Origin of the sequence: Actinomadura scrupuli (assembly GCF_050971785.1) — a bacterium.
GTDB classification, from domain to species: domain Bacteria; phylum Actinomycetota; class Actinomycetes; order Streptosporangiales; family Streptosporangiaceae; genus Actinomadura_E; species Actinomadura_E scrupuli.
Genome location: NZ_JBPCCU010000010.1, coordinates 340,022 through 354,341, shown reverse-complemented (window position 1 = coordinate 354,341; position 14,320 = coordinate 340,022). Strand labels below are relative to the sequence as shown.

Genomic DNA, 14,320 nt, shown 5'->3' with positions numbered 1-14,320 from the left:
GACGAAGGATTGCATGATCACGGCGGTGGGTGAAGCGGGGTTACTTGAAGATGGGGAAGGCGATGAAGTTGGGAAGCTGGTAGCTCTCCCCGTGGTTCGCGGCCATCGCGGCCTTGATCATGAAGACCAGCCCGGTGACGAAGACGGCCAGCGGCAGGATGAACAGGATCGAGAAGATGCCGGAGATCGCCGACAGCACGATGGTGAGGATCCAGCTGACGATCGCCGCCGCGTACATCGTGATGGCCAGGTTGAGGCCCTGCGCTCCGTGGAACTTCAGGAACCGCGACTGGTCCTTCTTCAGCAGGTACACCACCAGCGGCGCGACGAGGCCGGCGACCAGCATGCCGAGGTAGGCGAGCATGCCCCACTGCCGCTCTTCCGGGGTCGTCGGCCCGGTGTACGGCTCCGGACCCTTCATGTTGTTCAGCGCGTCGAGCGGGCTTCCGCCGCTCGACGGCGGGGACTGCTGGCCGTAACCGGGCTGCTGCCCGTAGTCCTGCTGCGCATAGCCCGGCTGCTGGCCGTAACCCGGCTGCTGCTGGCCATAGCCCTGCTGCGGCGGCTGCTGGCCATAGCCGGGCTGCTGGCCGTATCCGGGCTGCTGCTGGCCGTAGCCCTGCTGCGGCTGCTGCTGCCCGTAACCCGGCTGGCCGTATCCGGGCTGCTGGCCGTATCCCGGCTGGGGCTGCTGCGGCTGCTGCCCATACCCGGGCTGCTGGCCGTAACCCGGCTGCTGCTGGCCGTAGCCCTGCTGCGGCGGCTGCTGGCCGTAACCCGGCTGACCGTAGCCGGGCTGCTGCCCATATCCGGGCTGCTCAGGCGTCCCGTCCGTCATGGCCGTACTCCTCTCGGGGGGTCACCTCAGCCCAGGGGGCTCGGGTGCGGTGACGAAGTCTATGAGTTCTTCGACGCGGCCGAGGAGCGCCGGTTCCAGATCGGCGTAGGTACGCACCGATCCGAGTATGCGCTTCCAGGCCGCTCCTGTCTCGTCCTTCCAGCCCAGCGCCGTCAGGGTGCCCTCTTTCCAGGGCACGCCATGTGGGACGTCGGGCCAGGCGGAAATGTTCACGGCCGAGGGTTTGACCGCCTGCCAGATGTCGATGAAGGGGTGCCCCGTGACCAGGACGTGCGGGGAGTCGACCTGAGCGGCGATCCGGCTCTCCTTCGACCCCGGCACCAGATGGTCCACCAGGACCCCCAGCCGGCGCCCGGGTTCGGGCGCGAACTCCGCGACGATGGCGGGCAGGTCGTCGATGCCCTCGAGGTACTCGACGACGACTCCCTCGACCCGCAGGTCGTGGCCCCAGATCTTCTCCACCAGCTCCGCGTCGTGCAGGCCCTCCACGTAGATCCGGCTGCCCCGGGCGACCTTGGCGCGCAGGTCCTGGACCGCGATGGACCCGGAGGCGGAGGTGACCGGGCCCGCCGGGGCCCTGGGAGCCGGCCGGACCAGCGTCACCGGCTCGCCGTCCACCAGGAACCCGGCGGGGGCCAGCGGGAAGATCCGGCGCTTGCCGAAGCGGTCCTCCAGGGTGACCTCGTTCTTGGCGAACGCCACGATCGCCCCGCAGAAGCCGCTGTCGGGATCCTCGACGACCAGGTCGCGCTCGGCGGGGATCTCCGGGATCAGTCCTTTGCGGGGCCGCCGCCAGTCGCCGGCCAGAACGTCGTCGCCGTAGTCCTTGCTGTGCATGTGCTCCGTCTCCTCGGGCGGGGTCGCCGGTCCTAGTAGCGCGGCGGGAACCGCTCGGCGAGCAGCCGGCGCCGGTGGTTGCCGCGCTTGACTCCTACCACGACCGCGATGATCACGCTGGTCACGATGCCGGCGAAGGGCAGGATCATCAGCGAGGCGAGCCCGCCGAAGATCCCGCCGAACAGTCTGCCGACGTCGGCGTGCTTGCCCACCGTGAACGCGGTCGTCTCACTGGACCTGCAGACGATGTGATGGGTCCCGGACTCGGTCGCCTCGATCACGAAGATCTCACTCCAGGAGAAACCTCCGGCGGTCGTGGTGAACCGGCCGCCCGGCGGCGCGAGCGTCACCTGGCCCCCGGACGGCCCGGTGACGGTGCAGTCGGCCCGGGGCGTGGTGCCGGAGGTGACCACCCGGGCGTAGATGGCGCCGCGCGGGCTGGGCTGCAACTGCGCCGTCACGGTCTCGCCGGCGTCGAAGCGCTGGCCGACGTCGATCGACTTGACCGCGGAGAAGACCCCGAAGGCGAAGCCGCCGACCCCCAGGGCGGTCAGGACGACGGCGAACACGACGGCGAAGACGTACCAGCCGCGGCCGGGACGCAACTCGGAGGGATGAACGCTCGGCGGTGGGTACATGCAGACTCCCCCTGATGGCTGTGCCAGAAGCCTGACATAGCCGACCATCGGAGAACAGCACAGGAAGCAGGGGCATCCTGGCTACGTCAGGTTCGCCGCCGGGCGCCGTACACTGGCACTCCAGGGCTATGAGTGCCAGGGGCACTGCAGGGCTCTGAGTGCCAGGGCGGCGGCGCCGGCGGCCGGGCCAGGCGTGATCTGCGGCAAGGAGGTGAGCGCGTGCTCGACGACAGGAAACTCGCGGTGCTGCGTGCCATCGTCGAGGATTACGTGTCCACCAATGAACCGGTGGGCTCCAAGGCGCTGGTGGATCGGCACAATCTCGGGGTCTCCCCGGCCACGATCCGTAACGACATGGCCGTACTGGAGGAGCAGGGCTACATCGCCCAGCCGCACACCAGCGCGGGCCGGATCCCCACCGACAAGGGCTACCGGCTCTTCGTCGACCGGCTGTCCACGATCAAGCCGCTGTCGACGGCGGAGCGCCGGGCGATCGAGACGTTCCTCAACGGCGCCTACGACCTCGACGACGTCGTCGGCCGGACGGTGCGCCTGCTCGCCCAGCTGACCCGTCAGGTCGCGGTGGTGCAGTACCCCTCGCTGACCCGGTCGGCCGTCCGGCACGTCGAGCTGGTGCCGATGGGCGAGCGGCGGCTGCTGCTCGTGCTGATCACCAACACCGGGCGGGTCGAGCAGCGGGTCATCGAGACCTACGCCGACGTCGCCGAGGACTCGATCGCCCACCTGCGGGCGCTGCTCAACACCTGCCTGGACGGCTGCCGGCTGCACGAGGTCGCGGGGGCGGTGGCCGACGTGCCGGAGAAGGTGCCGGCCGACGACCGGGTGATCGCGGCCTCGGTGCTGTCGGTGCTGCTGGAGACCCTGGTCGAGAAGAGCGATGAGAAGATTGTCTTCGCCGGCGCGGCCAATCTGGCGCACGTCGACTTCTCGCAGAGCCTCCGCGAAGTCCTGGAGGCCCTGGAGGAACAGGTGGTGCTGATGCGGCTGCTCGGGGAGAGCGGTGATTCGTCTACCCTGACGGTGCGGATCGGCACGGAGAATCCGCACGAAGGCCTGCGGTCGACCTCGGTGGTCGCCGTCGGCTATGGCACCGGTGATCAGGCCCTCGCCCGCATGGGCGTTCTGGGCCCCACACGAATGGATTACCCCGGCACGATGGGAGCGGTACGGGCAGTGGCACGTTACGTCGGTCAGATCCTGGCGGGGTCGTAAGTGGCACGCGACTACTACGCAACCCTTGGGGTGCGCCGTGACGCGAGCGCGGACGAGATCAAGAAGGCCTACCGCAGACTCGCACGGGAGCTTCACCCGGACGTCAATCCGGATCCGGCGACCCAGGAGAAGTTCAAGGAGATCACCCAGGCCTACGAGGTGCTCTCCGACCCCAAGAAGCGCGAGATGTTCGACCTCGGCGCGGACCCCTTCGCGACCGCCGGTCCGGGCGGTGGCGCCGGGTTCGGCGCCGGGTTCCCGTTCAGCGACATCATGGACGCCTTCTTCGGCGGCGCCGGTGCCCGCGGCCCGCGCGGCCGGGCCCGCCGGGGCCGCAACGCCACGCTGGTGGTGGAGCTCGACCTCGCCGAGACGGCCTTCGGCACGACCCGCGAGCTGTCCATCGACACCGCCGTCGTCTGCACCGCCTGTACGGGCTCGGGATGCGCGCCGGGCACCCACCCCGACACCTGTGACATGTGCCACGGCCGCGGTGAGGTCCAGCAGGTCACCCGGTCGTTCCTCGGCCAGGTGATGACCTCCCGGGCCTGCCCGCAGTGCGGCGGCTACGGCAGCGTGATCCGCACGCCCTGCCCGGAGTGCTCCGGCGACGGCCGGGTGCGCACCCGGCGCACGATCAAGGTCCGGATCCCTGCGGGCGTCGAGCACGGCACCCACATCCAGCTGGCTGGCGAGGGCGAGGTCGGACCGGGCGGCGGCCCCGCCGGGGACCTGTTCCTGGAGATCGTCGAACGGCCGCACCACATCTTCGAGCGGGAGGGCGACGACCTGCACTGCACGGTGCAGATCCCGATGACCGCGGCCGCGCTCGGCACCCAGGTGACCATCGAGACCCTGGACGGCCCGGAGCCGGTCGACATCCGGCCCGGCACCCAGTCCGGCCAGGTGATCCCGATGTACGGGCGCGGGGTCAACCACCTCAACGAGACCGGCCGCGGCGACCTCATGATCCACGTCAACGTGGAGACGCCGAGCCGGCTGGACGAGGAGCAGGAGGAGCTGCTGCGCACGCTGTCCAAGCTGCGTGGCGAGGAGCGCCCCCCCGGCAAGTTCGCCCCCGGTCAGCAGGGTTTCTTCTCCCGGCTGCGGGATGCCTTCAATCAGGGCAGCCGTTGAAGAGAGGCGCGTGAGGCGTTCTACGAGGGACTGAACGGCCTGACCCGGCCGTCGTGATCAGCACCGCCGTGATCAGCACCGTCGTGATCTGCGCCGCCGTGATCTGCGCTGTCGTGGACCGCGGCGGCCCCGTCCGCCTGGGAGACTGAGACCGTGAGCCCGCCCGTGTTCCTCGCCGAGCCCGGCCGCCTGGCCGCGGACCGGGTCGTCCTGGACGGCCCCGAGGGGCGGCACGCGGCGACCGTACGGCGGCTGCGCGCGGGCGAGCGGGTCGACCTGACCGACGGGGCCGGGCTGCTGGCCGAATGCGTGGTGGCCGTGGTGGCCGGACGGGAGACCCTGGAGCTCGACGTCCTGACCCGGCGGCGGACCCCGGCACCGGACCCGCGCATCGTCGTCGTACAGGCCCTGCCGAAGGGTGACCGGGGCGAGCTGGCCGTCGAGCTCATGACCGAGGTCGGCGTCGACGAGATCGTGCCCTGGCAGGCGGGCCGCTGCGTGACCCAGTGGAAGCCCGACCGCCGCGACAAGGCACTCGGCCGGTGGCGCAGCACCGCCCGGGAGGCCGCCAAGCAGGCCCGCCGGGCCTGGCTGCCCGAGATCACCGACCTGGCGACCACCGCTGACGTGGCCGTACGCCTCGCGTCCGCCGCGTCCGCGGTGATCCTGCACGAGGAGGCCCAGGAGCCGCTGAGCGGGCTGGTGACGCCCGCGAAGGGCGACCTCGTGGTCGTGGTGGGGCCGGAGGGCGGGGTCACGGAAGAGGAGCTCGAACGGTTCGCGGCGGCGGGGGGCGTGCCGGCCCTGCTGGGACCGACCGTGCTGCGCACCTCCACCGCCGGGGTGGCCGCCGCCGCAGTGCTCCTGGCCGCGACCGGTCGCTGGTAGCGGCACACCGTGCACCTCGGGAGACGGCACTGCCCCGCGCGCTCCGGGTGCAAGGGAGTCCGTTACGGCCCTGGGCCGCCTATGGGTGGTCAGGGCAAATACGGCCCTGGGCCGCCTATGGGTGGTCAGGGCAAAGCAAGCCGCGTATGGGTGGTCAGGGCAAAGCAACGGGCGGACAGTACCGCCCTGCCCGCTCCAGGAATATGGAGATCATTCGGTGTCGCGTCGGGGGCCGATGTGAGCCCTGGTCAGAGGTCGAGCTCACCGGTTTTCACGCGGTGTGCCAGCGTCGTGAACTCCGTGCGGGTCATGGCCAGGGCGGGGCCGTGTGGGGCCTTGCTGTCCCGTATGCCGACCATGGTGTCGAGATCGGCGACTTCGACGCAGTCCGAGGTGATGGAGTCGCCGCTGCGACTGCTCTTGCGCCAGTGAGCGGATGGGAGGTCTGCCGTCGTCACATGTCCTCCAGGAGGGCGCGGATCAACTTTTCGGAGTCCGCGATGGAGAGGGCGCGGGAACCGATGCGCTCGAACGTTACCGCTAGTTCGATGAGATCCGGTCCCGGCTCGATGGTACTTCCACGCCCGTCGATGCTGTCCGCGTAGCCGAGGTCCGGGCGGCCGTCCGGGAGGCTCAGGATGGTAAACGAGGTGACGGGGAAGATCGGGGCGCCGTCCGGGACGATCACGATGTCGATGTTGGGCCGCTGCATCAACTCCAGCAGGTGCTCTAGCTGCCGCCGCTTGGTCTCCGGGTCACCGATCCGGCGGCGCACCGCGTACTCGTCCAGGCGCACCAGGAGCACCGGCGGATCCTCCCGGCGCAGGATCTCCTGCCGTTCCATGCGGGCCGCCACTACCTGGTCCAGGCATTCGGGCTTCTGCCCGGCCCGGAGTATGGCTCGTGTCGTCTCCTCGGTCTGGAGCAGGCCCGGGATCAGGAAATTCGAGTAGACCCTGATCAAGGATGCCTGTGGCTCCAGCTCCGCGTACTCCCAGAACGCGGGCGGTGTCCCGTTCTCGCGGACGTACGCCTCGTAGAGGGCCTCGAAGAACTCGTCCAGGCCGAAGGCCGCGTCGAGCCCTCTGGACAGCCTGAGCGTCGGCGGGCGGCGGCATTTCTCCAGGTGGCCGATCTGCTGGGGGGAGACGAAGACGCCCGGATGCTGCCCGAGGGCCGCCTGGGTCAGCCTGGCCCGGGTGCGTTCCCGGACCAAGGCGGTCGCGTACAGCTCCTGGGCGGAGCGTTTGGGGTCGATGTCCTCGCTCATGGCGGCTACCTCCCGGGGAGTCCAACCGGGGGAGGTAGCACAGGCTCGGCGAGCTGTAGCGGGACCGGCCCGGCCGGAGGGCTGCGGACATAGCCGAGCGTAGTCGAACAGTCGCACGATGGTGACCGTCTCCAGAACCCGACCCAGTGAAGGCGGACCCATGAGCTTCGACCGCCCCCGGCGTGCCATGACCCCCGTGGACCGGCCGGTCCACGGCAGCCGGCCCAGGTCCCCGCTGCCGGGGAACGAGCCCGGGATGCCGGTGATCGACGAGTGGGCCGCGCCCCGTACGGGCGAGCAGGTCCCGATCGCGCGGCGGCGGGTGGGCGTCCTGGCGGAGAAGGTGCTCGGCTGTGCCGAACGCGCGGCGGAGGCCGGGCTGGCGGCCGGTGAACTGCTCGCCAACGCCGTCGTCCACGGAGCCGGGCCGGAGATGGCGGTACGGGTTGGCGCCGCCGGCCGGGTCCTGCGGGTGGAGATCCGTGACGGTGGCGGCGGCCCGATCGGGGAACCTGAGGACGGCCCCCTGGCCGAGTCCGGCAGGGGACTGGTCCTCGTCGCGGCCCTCACCAGCCGGTTCGGCCTGGCGGCCTCCGCCGAGGGCACCTGCGCGTGGTTCGAGGCGGAGCCGTGAGCGCCGCCCGGCCGAGGCGGAGCGGTCTCGTCAGGCGGGGACGGTGGCGCGGAGGGTGCCGTCGGGAGCGGCGACGAACACCGGCGCACCCGGCCCGAGGTCCCGTACCGCCGCCACGTCGGCCTCGGCGGGCTCGCCCGTGGTGACCACCGCCGCGGCCTCCAGGCCCTCCGCCCCGCTGGAGACGGCCATGGCCACGGCGACCTGCAGCGCGGACAGCCGCAGTGACGGCAGGTCGACGGTGGTGGCGGAGTAGGTACGGCCGGTCTCGTCGCGCACGGCCGCGCCTTCCGCGGCGGAGGTGCGGGCCCGAGCCGACCTGGCCAAGGTGATGATCTTTGCGTCCTCGGGTTCGATCTCGCTCACGGCACTCAGCCTAGGACCGCGCCGGATGACCCCGCGACCCGGACCCGCGTCAGGACGGGGCCGCCGACGGGTGGATCAGCGGCTCGGGGCCCGGTACGGCGGCGGTCTCGCGCAGCTTGTGCAGAGCCGCCGTGACGATCCGGAGGATGGAGTCGCCCCCGGTACGCCTGCGGTCGATCAGGACGGGCTGTTCCATCACGAGCAGCCGGCCGCCCAGTTCGGCCACGACCAGGTCGAAGTGCACCTGATACCGGCGGCCGGCCCGGCCGGAGTAGCGGACGCCGTAGACGTTGGGACCGAGACCGGGCAGTGCCATGGGGAGCCGGTGCAGCAGGAGCCCCGGCCGGTACGCTCGCCCGCCGTGCCCCTGTCCGGCCCCGAGCCCGAACCCCAGCCCGAACCGGCCGTGTCCGTGCGGTACGCGCCCGGACTCGTCCGGCACGGACCCGTACTCTCCCCGTCCGGTCCTGGGCCCGGCAGGGCCCGAGCGGCCACGTCCCGGCTGACCGGAACGGGTCCCACCCGGGGCCGGCTCGTCGTACCCGGACCTGCCACGCTTCGCTCCGCCGGGAGCGGGCCGGTGCTCGTCGTGCTCACGCCCGTACCCGTCGCGTCCGTACCTGTCACGGCCGTAGCCGTCGCGCCCGTACCCGTCATGGCCGTAGCCGTCGCGCCCGTACCCGTCGTGCCCGTACGCATCGCGTCCGTAGCCGTCGCGTCCGTACGCGTCGCGCTCGTAGCCGTCGCGTTCGTACCGGTCGTGTCCGTGCCCGCCATGTCCGTGCCCGCGTCCGCCGGATCCGGGCCGGCCGGGCGGGAGGCCGCCACGCCAGGGCCGGTACCTGTACCAGAGCGAACGCCGGCGGCCCGGATCGAGTTGCGACCCGCGGCCCTGGTCCCGCTTGCGACCGTGCCCGGGCGGGCGGCCCTGCCTGGGGCCGCGTACGGATCCGAGCTCGATCAGCGGGCAGCCGGCGGCGGCCCTGCGGACGTCCTCGAAGCGGCCCCGGGCCTGGTCCGGGCTCAGCGTGATCAGGTGCTCGGCCATGGTGGACCCCGGCTCGGCGCGGTAGAACACCGCGTGGGCCTGCGGGGGGACGGGGGAGCCCAGCGCGGATCTGTCACGCAGATCGTCGAGGTCGGCCAGGGCCAGTAACCGGTGGCAGTCGGGGTCCCGCGGGCTCAGCCCGCCGAAGACCCGCTGGTCCTGCGCGGGCAGGAAGCCCCGGGGCATGTCCTGCAGGGACAGGACGGCGGCGGCCAGGGCCGCCGCCTGCGACTCGCGGGACGGGCCGTCCGCCGCACAGCCCGTCATGACGACGGAGCCGATGGCCAGTAACGCGGCTCCGCGTACGATGCGCTCCAACGAGCTCTCCCCCCGAGCGATCCCCAGCGCAGGCGATCATGCCCGGAGGCGTCGGTGGTGAATCCGTCTGTCAAGGATTGATTACAGTGTGTCGCCGTCCGGCTCCCGCCCACCCCGCTGGCGGTTCGGGCATCACGGACAGACCGCCTGACCGGCGTGGGAACCGGTGGGTCACGACGTGGCTTCGAGGTCCTCGGAGGAGGCGTCGATCGCGGGTACGACCCGGTCCACCAGGACGGTGCCGATCTGGTTGCGCCGCCCGGCGATGCTCTCGGCGGTGAGGGTCAGCCCGGCGACGGTGGCCGTCGACCCGGCGATCGGGACCCGGCCCAGCGCGTGCGCGAGCAGCCCGCCCACCGTCTCCACGTCCTCGACCTCGATCTCCACGTCGAAGAGCTCGGCGAGCTCCTCCACGGTCAGCCGGGCCGTCACCCGTACGGCCCCGTCGGCGAGGTGCTCGACCCGGGGCGCCTCGACGTCGTACTCGTCGGCGATCTCGCCCACGATCTCCTCGAGGATGTCCTCGATGGTGACCAGCCCGGCGGTCCCGCCGTACTCGTCGATCACCACGGCGAGATGGATCTGGCGGGCCTGCATCTCGCGCAGCAGCTCGTTGACGGGCTTGCTGTCGGGGACGTACGTCGCGGGCCGCATCACCGACTCCACGGTCTCCACCGACTCGCCGTCGTGGTACTCGTGGCTGCGCCGCACGATGTCCTTGAGGTAGGCGATGCCGATGACGTCGTCCTCGTTCTCACCGACGACCGGGATGCGGGAGAAGCCGCTGCGCAGCGACAGGGCCAGGGCCTGCCGGAGCGTCTTGTCGCGCTCGATGAAGACGATGTCGGTGCGCGGCACCATGACCTCGCGGACGAGGGTGTCGCCCAGCTCGAAGACCGAGTGAATCATCTCGCGCTCGTCCGGCTCGATCAGCCGGCGCTGCTCGGCCAGGTCCACCAGGTCGCGCAGCTCCGCCTCGGAGGCGAACGGCCCCTCCCGGAAGCCCTTGCCCGGGGTGAGCGCGTTGCCCAGCAGGATCAGCAGCTGCGGCAGCGGGCCCAGCACCCGCGCCACCGGATGGATCACCGCGGCCCCGGCGAGCGCCACCCGGTCGGCGTGCTGGCGGCCCAGCGTGCGGGGGGCCACGCCCACCGCCACGTAGCTCACCACGATCATGATCACGGCGGCGGTGACGTACGCCCGCCAGGTCTCGTCGAGCCAGCCGATGCACAGGTCGGCGACGATCACGGTGGCCGCGAGCTCGCAGCTCATTCGTAGCAGGAGCAGCAGGTTGAGGTAGCGGGCCGGGTCCGCGACGACCGCGGCGAGCCGGCGCGACCCGGGCCTGCCGTCGCGCGCCAGGTCACCGACCCGGACCCGGGAGACCCGGGTGAGCGCGGTCTCCACGCTGGCGATGAGGCCGGCGACGGCCACCAGGAAGGCGGCACCGGCCAGGAGCCAGGTCTGGGAAGTCGTCATGGTGGATGATCACCCGGCCGGGTGTTTCTCCTGCCATGCGGTCAGCAGCTCGGCCTGGAGCCCGAACATCTCCTTGTGCTCCTCCGGCTCGGCGTGGTCGTAGCCGAGCAGGTGGAGGATCCCGTGGGTGCAGAGCATCCGCAGCTCGCCGGCGGTGTCGTGACCGGCCTGCTCGGCCTGCCGGGCGGCGACCGCCGGGCAGAGCACGACATCGCCGAGCAGCCCCGGGTCGGGCGCGTCGTCGTCGTCGGTACCGCCGGACAGGTGGCCGGGGCGCAGCTCGTCCATCGGGAACGCCAGCACGTCGGTGGGCCCGGGCTCGCCCATCCACTTCTCGTTGAGCTCGCTCATCGCCGCCTCGTCCACCAGCAGCAGCGACAGCTCGGCCAGCGGGTGGATCTGCATGCCGTCCAGCACATGCCGGGCCAGCTCGACGAGCCCCTCCTCGTCGATCGGCACACCCGACTCGTTCAGCACCTCGATGCTCATGATCTTCTAACGCCCCCGCTTGTGCGACCCGCGGGCCGCCGGTCCCGGCTTGATGCCCTGCGCCGACCTGGCCTCGTCGTAGCGCCCGTAGGCGTCGACGATGTCGCCGACCAGCTTGTGGCGTACGACGTCGTGGCTGTCCAGCCGGGAGAAGTGGATGTCGCCGACGCCCTCCAGGATGCCCTGGACGACCTGCAGGCCGCTCTCCTGCCCGCTGGGCAGGTCCACCTGGGTGACGTCACCGGTGACCACGACCTTGGAGCCGAAGCCCAGCCGGGTCAGGAACATCTTCATCTGCTCGGCGGAGGTGTTCTGGGCCTCGTCGAGGATGATGAAGGCGTCGTTGAGGGTCCGGCCGCGCATGTACGCCAGCGGCGCCACCTCGATCGTGCCGGCGGCCATCAGCCGCGGGATCGAGTCCGGGTCGATCATGTCGTGCAGCGCGTCGTACAGGGGCCGGAGGTACGGGTCGATCTTCTCGTAGAGGGTGCCGGGCAGGAATCCCAGCCGCTCGCCGGCCTCGACCGCGGGGCGGGTCAGGATGATCCGGTTGACCTTCTTGTCCTGCAGCGCGCGGATGGCCTTGGCCATGGCGAGATAGGTCTTGCCGGTGCCCGCGGGGCCGATGCCGAACACGATCGTGAACTTGTCGATGGCGTCGACGTACCGCTTCTGGTTGAGCGTCTTGGGGCGGATCGTCCGGCCGCGCGCCGACAGCACGTCGAGGTTGAGCACCTCGGCGGGGCTCTCGGAGCCCTCGGCGCGGAGCATGGCGATGCTGCGCTCAACCGCGTCGGGAGTGAGGTCGGCGCCGCTCTCGACCAGCACGCCGAGCGCCTCGAACAGCTTCGCGACGAGCTCGGTCTCCGGCCCGGTGCCGGTGACGGTGATCTCGTTGCCCCGGACGTGGATGTCACTGTGGAAAGCGCTCTCGATCACGTCGAGGAGCTCGTCACGGGATCCGAGCAGGCCGACCATGGAATGGTCATCCGGCATCACGATCTTGATCTGTGGCCGCGCGGTGTTGTTTCGCTTACGCGCGGGACGCGTTGATTCAACCATCTGCCGGCCTTATGGCCTCTTCGCCCCAGACTCTCAGAGATCGATTGGTTCCTGTCCAGTGTGCTCTTGTGTTCATGCTACTGGCGTGACGGGGGTTCCCGCCTGCGGATTCCCGGCCGGTCAGCCGGGCGGCCAGCCCAGGCCCCGGCCGCCCAGTACGTGGGCGTGCACGTGGAAGACGGTCTGCCCGGCCTGGGGGCCGGTGTTGAAGACCACCCGGTAGCCGGTCGCGGCGGTGCCGTCGCCGGCGGCGACCTCGTGCGCCTCCCGCAGCACCTCGGCGAGCAGCCCGGGATCCGCGATGGCCAGCCCGTTCACGGTCGGATGGTGGTCCTTGGGGATCACCAGCACGTGCGTGGGGGCCTGCGGGTTGATGTCGCGGAACGCCAGGGTCCGCCCCGAGTCGCGCACGATCTCGGCCGGCACCTCGCCGGACACGATCTTGCAGAACAGGCAGTCCGCCTCGGTCAAGCCTTGTGTCATGCCGGCCCCTCCACCACGTCCAGGCGCGCTTCGATGAGACAGCGCATGTTACCGAGACCGGCGCCCGCCGATCATTTTTGGCCGGGGCGAGGCGCACCCCCGGCGCGACGGGTCCCCCTCTGGTTAAGGTTGCAGGGCAGCGAACCCCCCGGCTCGCGGGCACCGCTGTCGGACACCTGGTGTGCCCGGCCCGGCTGCCGACGACCGTCGGGTTCGTCCATCGACGCCGTACCTGCGCCACCGGCGAGAAGGTGGCGGAAGGACGGTAGGGGCGGCCGATAGGTGACCGAGGCGAGACAGGGAATGCCCTTTGGTAAACCGGACGACGAGGGCGCGCGTCCCACTGATGTGACCGAAACCCTCGTGGCCAGGGGTACGGCGGGGGCGGTGGCCATCGCCTGGGATGCCGATCAAGCGGTGACCGCGCTGTACAGCGCGAACTACCGCTCCCTCGTGCGTCTGGCCGCACTGCTCGTACGCGACGTCGCGACCGCCGAGGAGGTGGTCCAGGACGCGTTCATCGCCATGCACGGCGGCTGGCGGCGGCTGCGCGACCCGGAGAAGGCGCTGTCCTATCTCCGGCAGTCCGTGGTCAACCGGGCGCGGTCGGTGCTGCGGCACCGCGCGGTGGTGGAGAAGTACGCGCCCAAGGGTCTGCCCGACGCGCAGAGCGCCGAGCACGGGGCGATCGTGGAGCTGGAACGCACCGCGGTCATCAAGGCGCTCGGCTCGCTGCCCACCCGGCAGCGGGAAGCGCTCGTCCTGCGTTACTACGCCGATTTCTCCGAGGCCGAGATAGCCCACGCGATGGGCATCAGCCGAGGGGCCGTCAAGAGTCATACGGCGCGCGGAATGGCCGCGCTCCGTAACGTTCTGGAGCAACTGTCATGATCGACCCCTTCGAAGAGCACGGCGAGATCCTCCGCCGCGCCCTGCACGCGGAGGCCGACTCGGTCATGCCCGCCCCCGACGGGCTCGAACGCATCCGGGAGCGGATCGCGGACCGGCGCCGGGGCCCGGTGGCCGCGCCGGGCGGGTCGTGGCGGCTGCGCCGCGCCTGGTTCGGCGAGTCGTGGTCGCGTCCGGTGCTGGCCGCGGGGGCCGCCGCCTTCGTCGCGCTGCTGGCGGTGTCCGCGCCCCCGGCCATCCACGGCATCACCTCCGCCGGAGACCGCGGCCCGGCCGCGGACGACAGGCCGCGGCAGGGCGGCGGTCCGGACGGCGGCCCCACCAGCGGACGGCAGAACCCGCCCTATCCCGGCGGCCAGACGTCCCCCCGGCCCACCACCGCGGTGACGCCGACGCCCACCCCGGTGCCCGGGGTCACGAACTGCGCGGGAACGGCCACGGCCGGCGGTAAGACCGAGCCCCGTGCCACGCCGGGGGTCACCCTGGGCAAGCGCGTCGCCGCGTCGCCGACCTGCCCGCAGCCGCCGGTGACGGTGACGCCCACCCCGGAGCCGTCGACGCCCGAGGTGACGCCGCCGGTGACCCCCACCGTGCCGCCGGAGACCGAGCCCGCGCCGCCGCAGCCGGAGCCCTGACGCCCGTCCGGCCGGCGGCGCCGCGGGCGCCGCTG

The 14,320-nt window shown here is 71.5% G+C and carries 17 protein-coding genes; 6 read left to right on the top strand and 11 right to left on the bottom strand.

Annotation, left to right across the window (positions count from 1 at the left end):
• Positions 1-40 precede the first annotated feature (40 nt).
• The 3 genes from ACRYCC_RS35920 to ACRYCC_RS35910 are packed head-to-tail and all read right to left on the bottom strand — an operon-like array spanning position 41 to position 2,334.
• Positions 41-838, bottom strand: coding sequence for a DUF4870 domain-containing protein (locus ACRYCC_RS35920; RefSeq protein ID WP_433818414.1), 798 nt, complete (start codon positions 836-838; stop codon positions 41-43).
• Between the two features lie 21 nt (positions 839-859).
• Positions 860-1,696 carry a DUF3097 domain-containing protein gene (locus ACRYCC_RS35915; RefSeq protein WP_433818413.1) on the bottom strand — a complete coding sequence of 279 codons (837 nt, stop codon included), beginning with the start codon at positions 1,694-1,696 and terminating at the stop codon, positions 860-862.
• Between the two features lie 32 nt (positions 1,697-1,728).
• Entirely contained in the window at positions 1,729-2,334 is a 606-nt protein-coding gene (locus ACRYCC_RS35910; RefSeq protein ID WP_433818412.1) for a hypothetical protein, read from the bottom strand.
• A 219-nt stretch (positions 2,335-2,553) separates the two neighbouring features.
• On the opposite strand from ACRYCC_RS35910, the gene hrcA reads away from it, so the two are divergent.
• The 3 genes from hrcA (at position 2,554) to ACRYCC_RS35895 (ending at position 5,592) form a co-directional block, all read left to right on the top strand.
• Positions 2,554-3,567 (top strand): heat-inducible transcriptional repressor HrcA, encoded by a 1,014-nt coding sequence (gene hrcA / locus ACRYCC_RS35905; RefSeq protein ID WP_433818411.1) that lies wholly within the window; start codon positions 2,554-2,556, stop codon positions 3,565-3,567.
• Positions 3,568-4,704 carry a molecular chaperone DnaJ gene (gene dnaJ / locus ACRYCC_RS35900; protein WP_433818409.1) on the top strand — a complete coding sequence of 379 codons (1,137 nt, stop codon included), beginning with the start codon at positions 3,568-3,570 and terminating at the stop codon, positions 4,702-4,704.
• Between the two features lie 153 nt (positions 4,705-4,857).
• The gene (locus tag ACRYCC_RS35895; protein ID WP_433818407.1) at positions 4,858-5,592 is read left to right on the top strand and encodes a 16S rRNA (uracil(1498)-N(3))-methyltransferase; all 735 of its coding nucleotides are present in this window, start codon (positions 4,858-4,860) and stop codon (positions 5,590-5,592) included.
• 248 nt (positions 5,593-5,840) lie between these two features.
• Here ACRYCC_RS35895 and ACRYCC_RS35890 read toward each other — a convergent pair whose 3' ends face one another.
• Positions 5,841-6,050, bottom strand: a complete 210-nt coding sequence (locus ACRYCC_RS35890) for a DUF397 domain-containing protein (RefSeq protein WP_433818406.1) — start codon at positions 6,048-6,050, stop codon at positions 5,841-5,843.
• A complete protein-coding gene (locus ACRYCC_RS35885; RefSeq protein ID WP_433818404.1) occupies positions 6,047-6,862 on the bottom strand; it encodes a Scr1 family TA system antitoxin-like transcriptional regulator in 816 nt (271 codons plus the stop codon). The genes ACRYCC_RS35890 and ACRYCC_RS35885 overlap by 4 nt, the downstream gene beginning before the upstream one ends.
• 160 nt (positions 6,863-7,022) lie before the next feature.
• On the opposite strand from ACRYCC_RS35885, the gene ACRYCC_RS35880 reads away from it, so the two are divergent.
• The gene (locus tag ACRYCC_RS35880) at positions 7,023-7,496 is read left to right on the top strand and encodes an ATP-binding protein (RefSeq protein WP_433818403.1); all 474 of its coding nucleotides are present in this window, start codon (positions 7,023-7,025) and stop codon (positions 7,494-7,496) included.
• 30 nt (positions 7,497-7,526) lie between these two features.
• Here the strand turns inward: ACRYCC_RS35880 and ACRYCC_RS35875 are convergent, their stop codons facing one another.
• The 6 genes from ACRYCC_RS35875 to ACRYCC_RS35850 all read right to left on the bottom strand — a co-directional run bounded on the left by ACRYCC_RS35875 (position 7,527) and on the right by ACRYCC_RS35850 (position 12,729).
• Complete coding sequence (locus ACRYCC_RS35875; RefSeq protein WP_433818401.1) at positions 7,527-7,862, bottom strand: cytidine deaminase; 336 nt, start codon at positions 7,860-7,862, stop codon at positions 7,527-7,529.
• Between the two features lie 49 nt (positions 7,863-7,911).
• Entirely contained in the window at positions 7,912-9,228 is a 1,317-nt protein-coding gene (locus ACRYCC_RS35870) for a hypothetical protein (protein WP_433818400.1), read from the bottom strand.
• 171 nt (positions 9,229-9,399) lie between these two features.
• Positions 9,400-10,707, bottom strand: a complete 1,308-nt coding sequence (locus ACRYCC_RS35865) for a hemolysin family protein (protein ID WP_433818399.1) — start codon at positions 10,705-10,707, stop codon at positions 9,400-9,402.
• Between the two features lie 9 nt (positions 10,708-10,716).
• Complete coding sequence (gene ybeY / locus ACRYCC_RS35860) at positions 10,717-11,196, bottom strand: rRNA maturation RNase YbeY (RefSeq protein WP_433818398.1); 480 nt, start codon at positions 11,194-11,196, stop codon at positions 10,717-10,719.
• Positions 11,197-11,202: 6 nt separating this feature from the next.
• On the bottom strand, positions 11,203-12,258 hold the full coding sequence (locus tag ACRYCC_RS35855) for a PhoH family protein (RefSeq protein WP_433818397.1): 1,056 nt from the start codon (positions 12,256-12,258) through the stop codon (positions 11,203-11,205).
• A 120-nt stretch (positions 12,259-12,378) separates the two neighbouring features.
• Positions 12,379-12,729 carry a histidine triad nucleotide-binding protein gene (locus ACRYCC_RS35850; protein WP_433818470.1) on the bottom strand — a complete coding sequence of 117 codons (351 nt, stop codon included), beginning with the start codon at positions 12,727-12,729 and terminating at the stop codon, positions 12,379-12,381.
• A gap of 360 nt (positions 12,730-13,089) precedes the next feature.
• Between ACRYCC_RS35850 and ACRYCC_RS35845 the strand changes: the two genes are divergently transcribed.
• Both ACRYCC_RS35845 and ACRYCC_RS35840 read left to right on the top strand, forming a co-directional pair.
• Positions 13,090-13,632 carry a SigE family RNA polymerase sigma factor gene (locus ACRYCC_RS35845; protein ID WP_433818396.1) on the top strand — a complete coding sequence of 181 codons (543 nt, stop codon included), beginning with the start codon at positions 13,090-13,092 and terminating at the stop codon, positions 13,630-13,632.
• Positions 13,629-14,285 carry a hypothetical protein gene (locus tag ACRYCC_RS35840; RefSeq protein WP_433818395.1) on the top strand — a complete coding sequence of 219 codons (657 nt, stop codon included), beginning with the start codon at positions 13,629-13,631 and terminating at the stop codon, positions 14,283-14,285. The genes ACRYCC_RS35845 and ACRYCC_RS35840 overlap by 4 nt, the downstream gene beginning before the upstream one ends.
• Positions 14,286-14,320 lie beyond the last annotated feature (35 nt).

Excerpts from the sequence above, each read along its gene's own strand:
- ACRYCC_RS35920 (WP_433818414.1), bottom strand. The coding sequence starts at position 838 with ATGACGGACGGGACGCCTGAGCAGCCCGGATATGGGCAGCAGCCCGGC.
- ACRYCC_RS35915 (WP_433818413.1), bottom strand. The coding sequence starts at position 1,696 with ATGCACAGCAAGGACTACGGCGACGACGTTCTGGCCGGCGACTGGCGG.
- ACRYCC_RS35910 (WP_433818412.1), bottom strand. The coding sequence starts at position 2,334 with ATGTACCCACCGCCGAGCGTTCATCCCTCCGAGTTGCGTCCCGGCCGC.
- ACRYCC_RS35885 (WP_433818404.1), bottom strand. The coding sequence starts at position 6,862 with ATGAGCGAGGACATCGACCCCAAACGCTCCGCCCAGGAGCTGTACGCG.
- ACRYCC_RS35880 (WP_433818403.1), top strand. The coding sequence starts at position 7,023 with ATGAGCTTCGACCGCCCCCGGCGTGCCATGACCCCCGTGGACCGGCCG.
- ACRYCC_RS35865 (WP_433818399.1), bottom strand. The coding sequence starts at position 10,707 with ATGACGACTTCCCAGACCTGGCTCCTGGCCGGTGCCGCCTTCCTGGTG.
- ybeY (WP_433818398.1), bottom strand. The coding sequence starts at position 11,196 with ATGAGCATCGAGGTGCTGAACGAGTCGGGTGTGCCGATCGACGAGGAG.
- ACRYCC_RS35855 (WP_433818397.1), bottom strand. The coding sequence starts at position 12,258 with ATGGTTGAATCAACGCGTCCCGCGCGTAAGCGAAACAACACCGCGCGG.
- ACRYCC_RS35840 (WP_433818395.1), top strand. The coding sequence starts at position 13,629 with ATGATCGACCCCTTCGAAGAGCACGGCGAGATCCTCCGCCGCGCCCTG.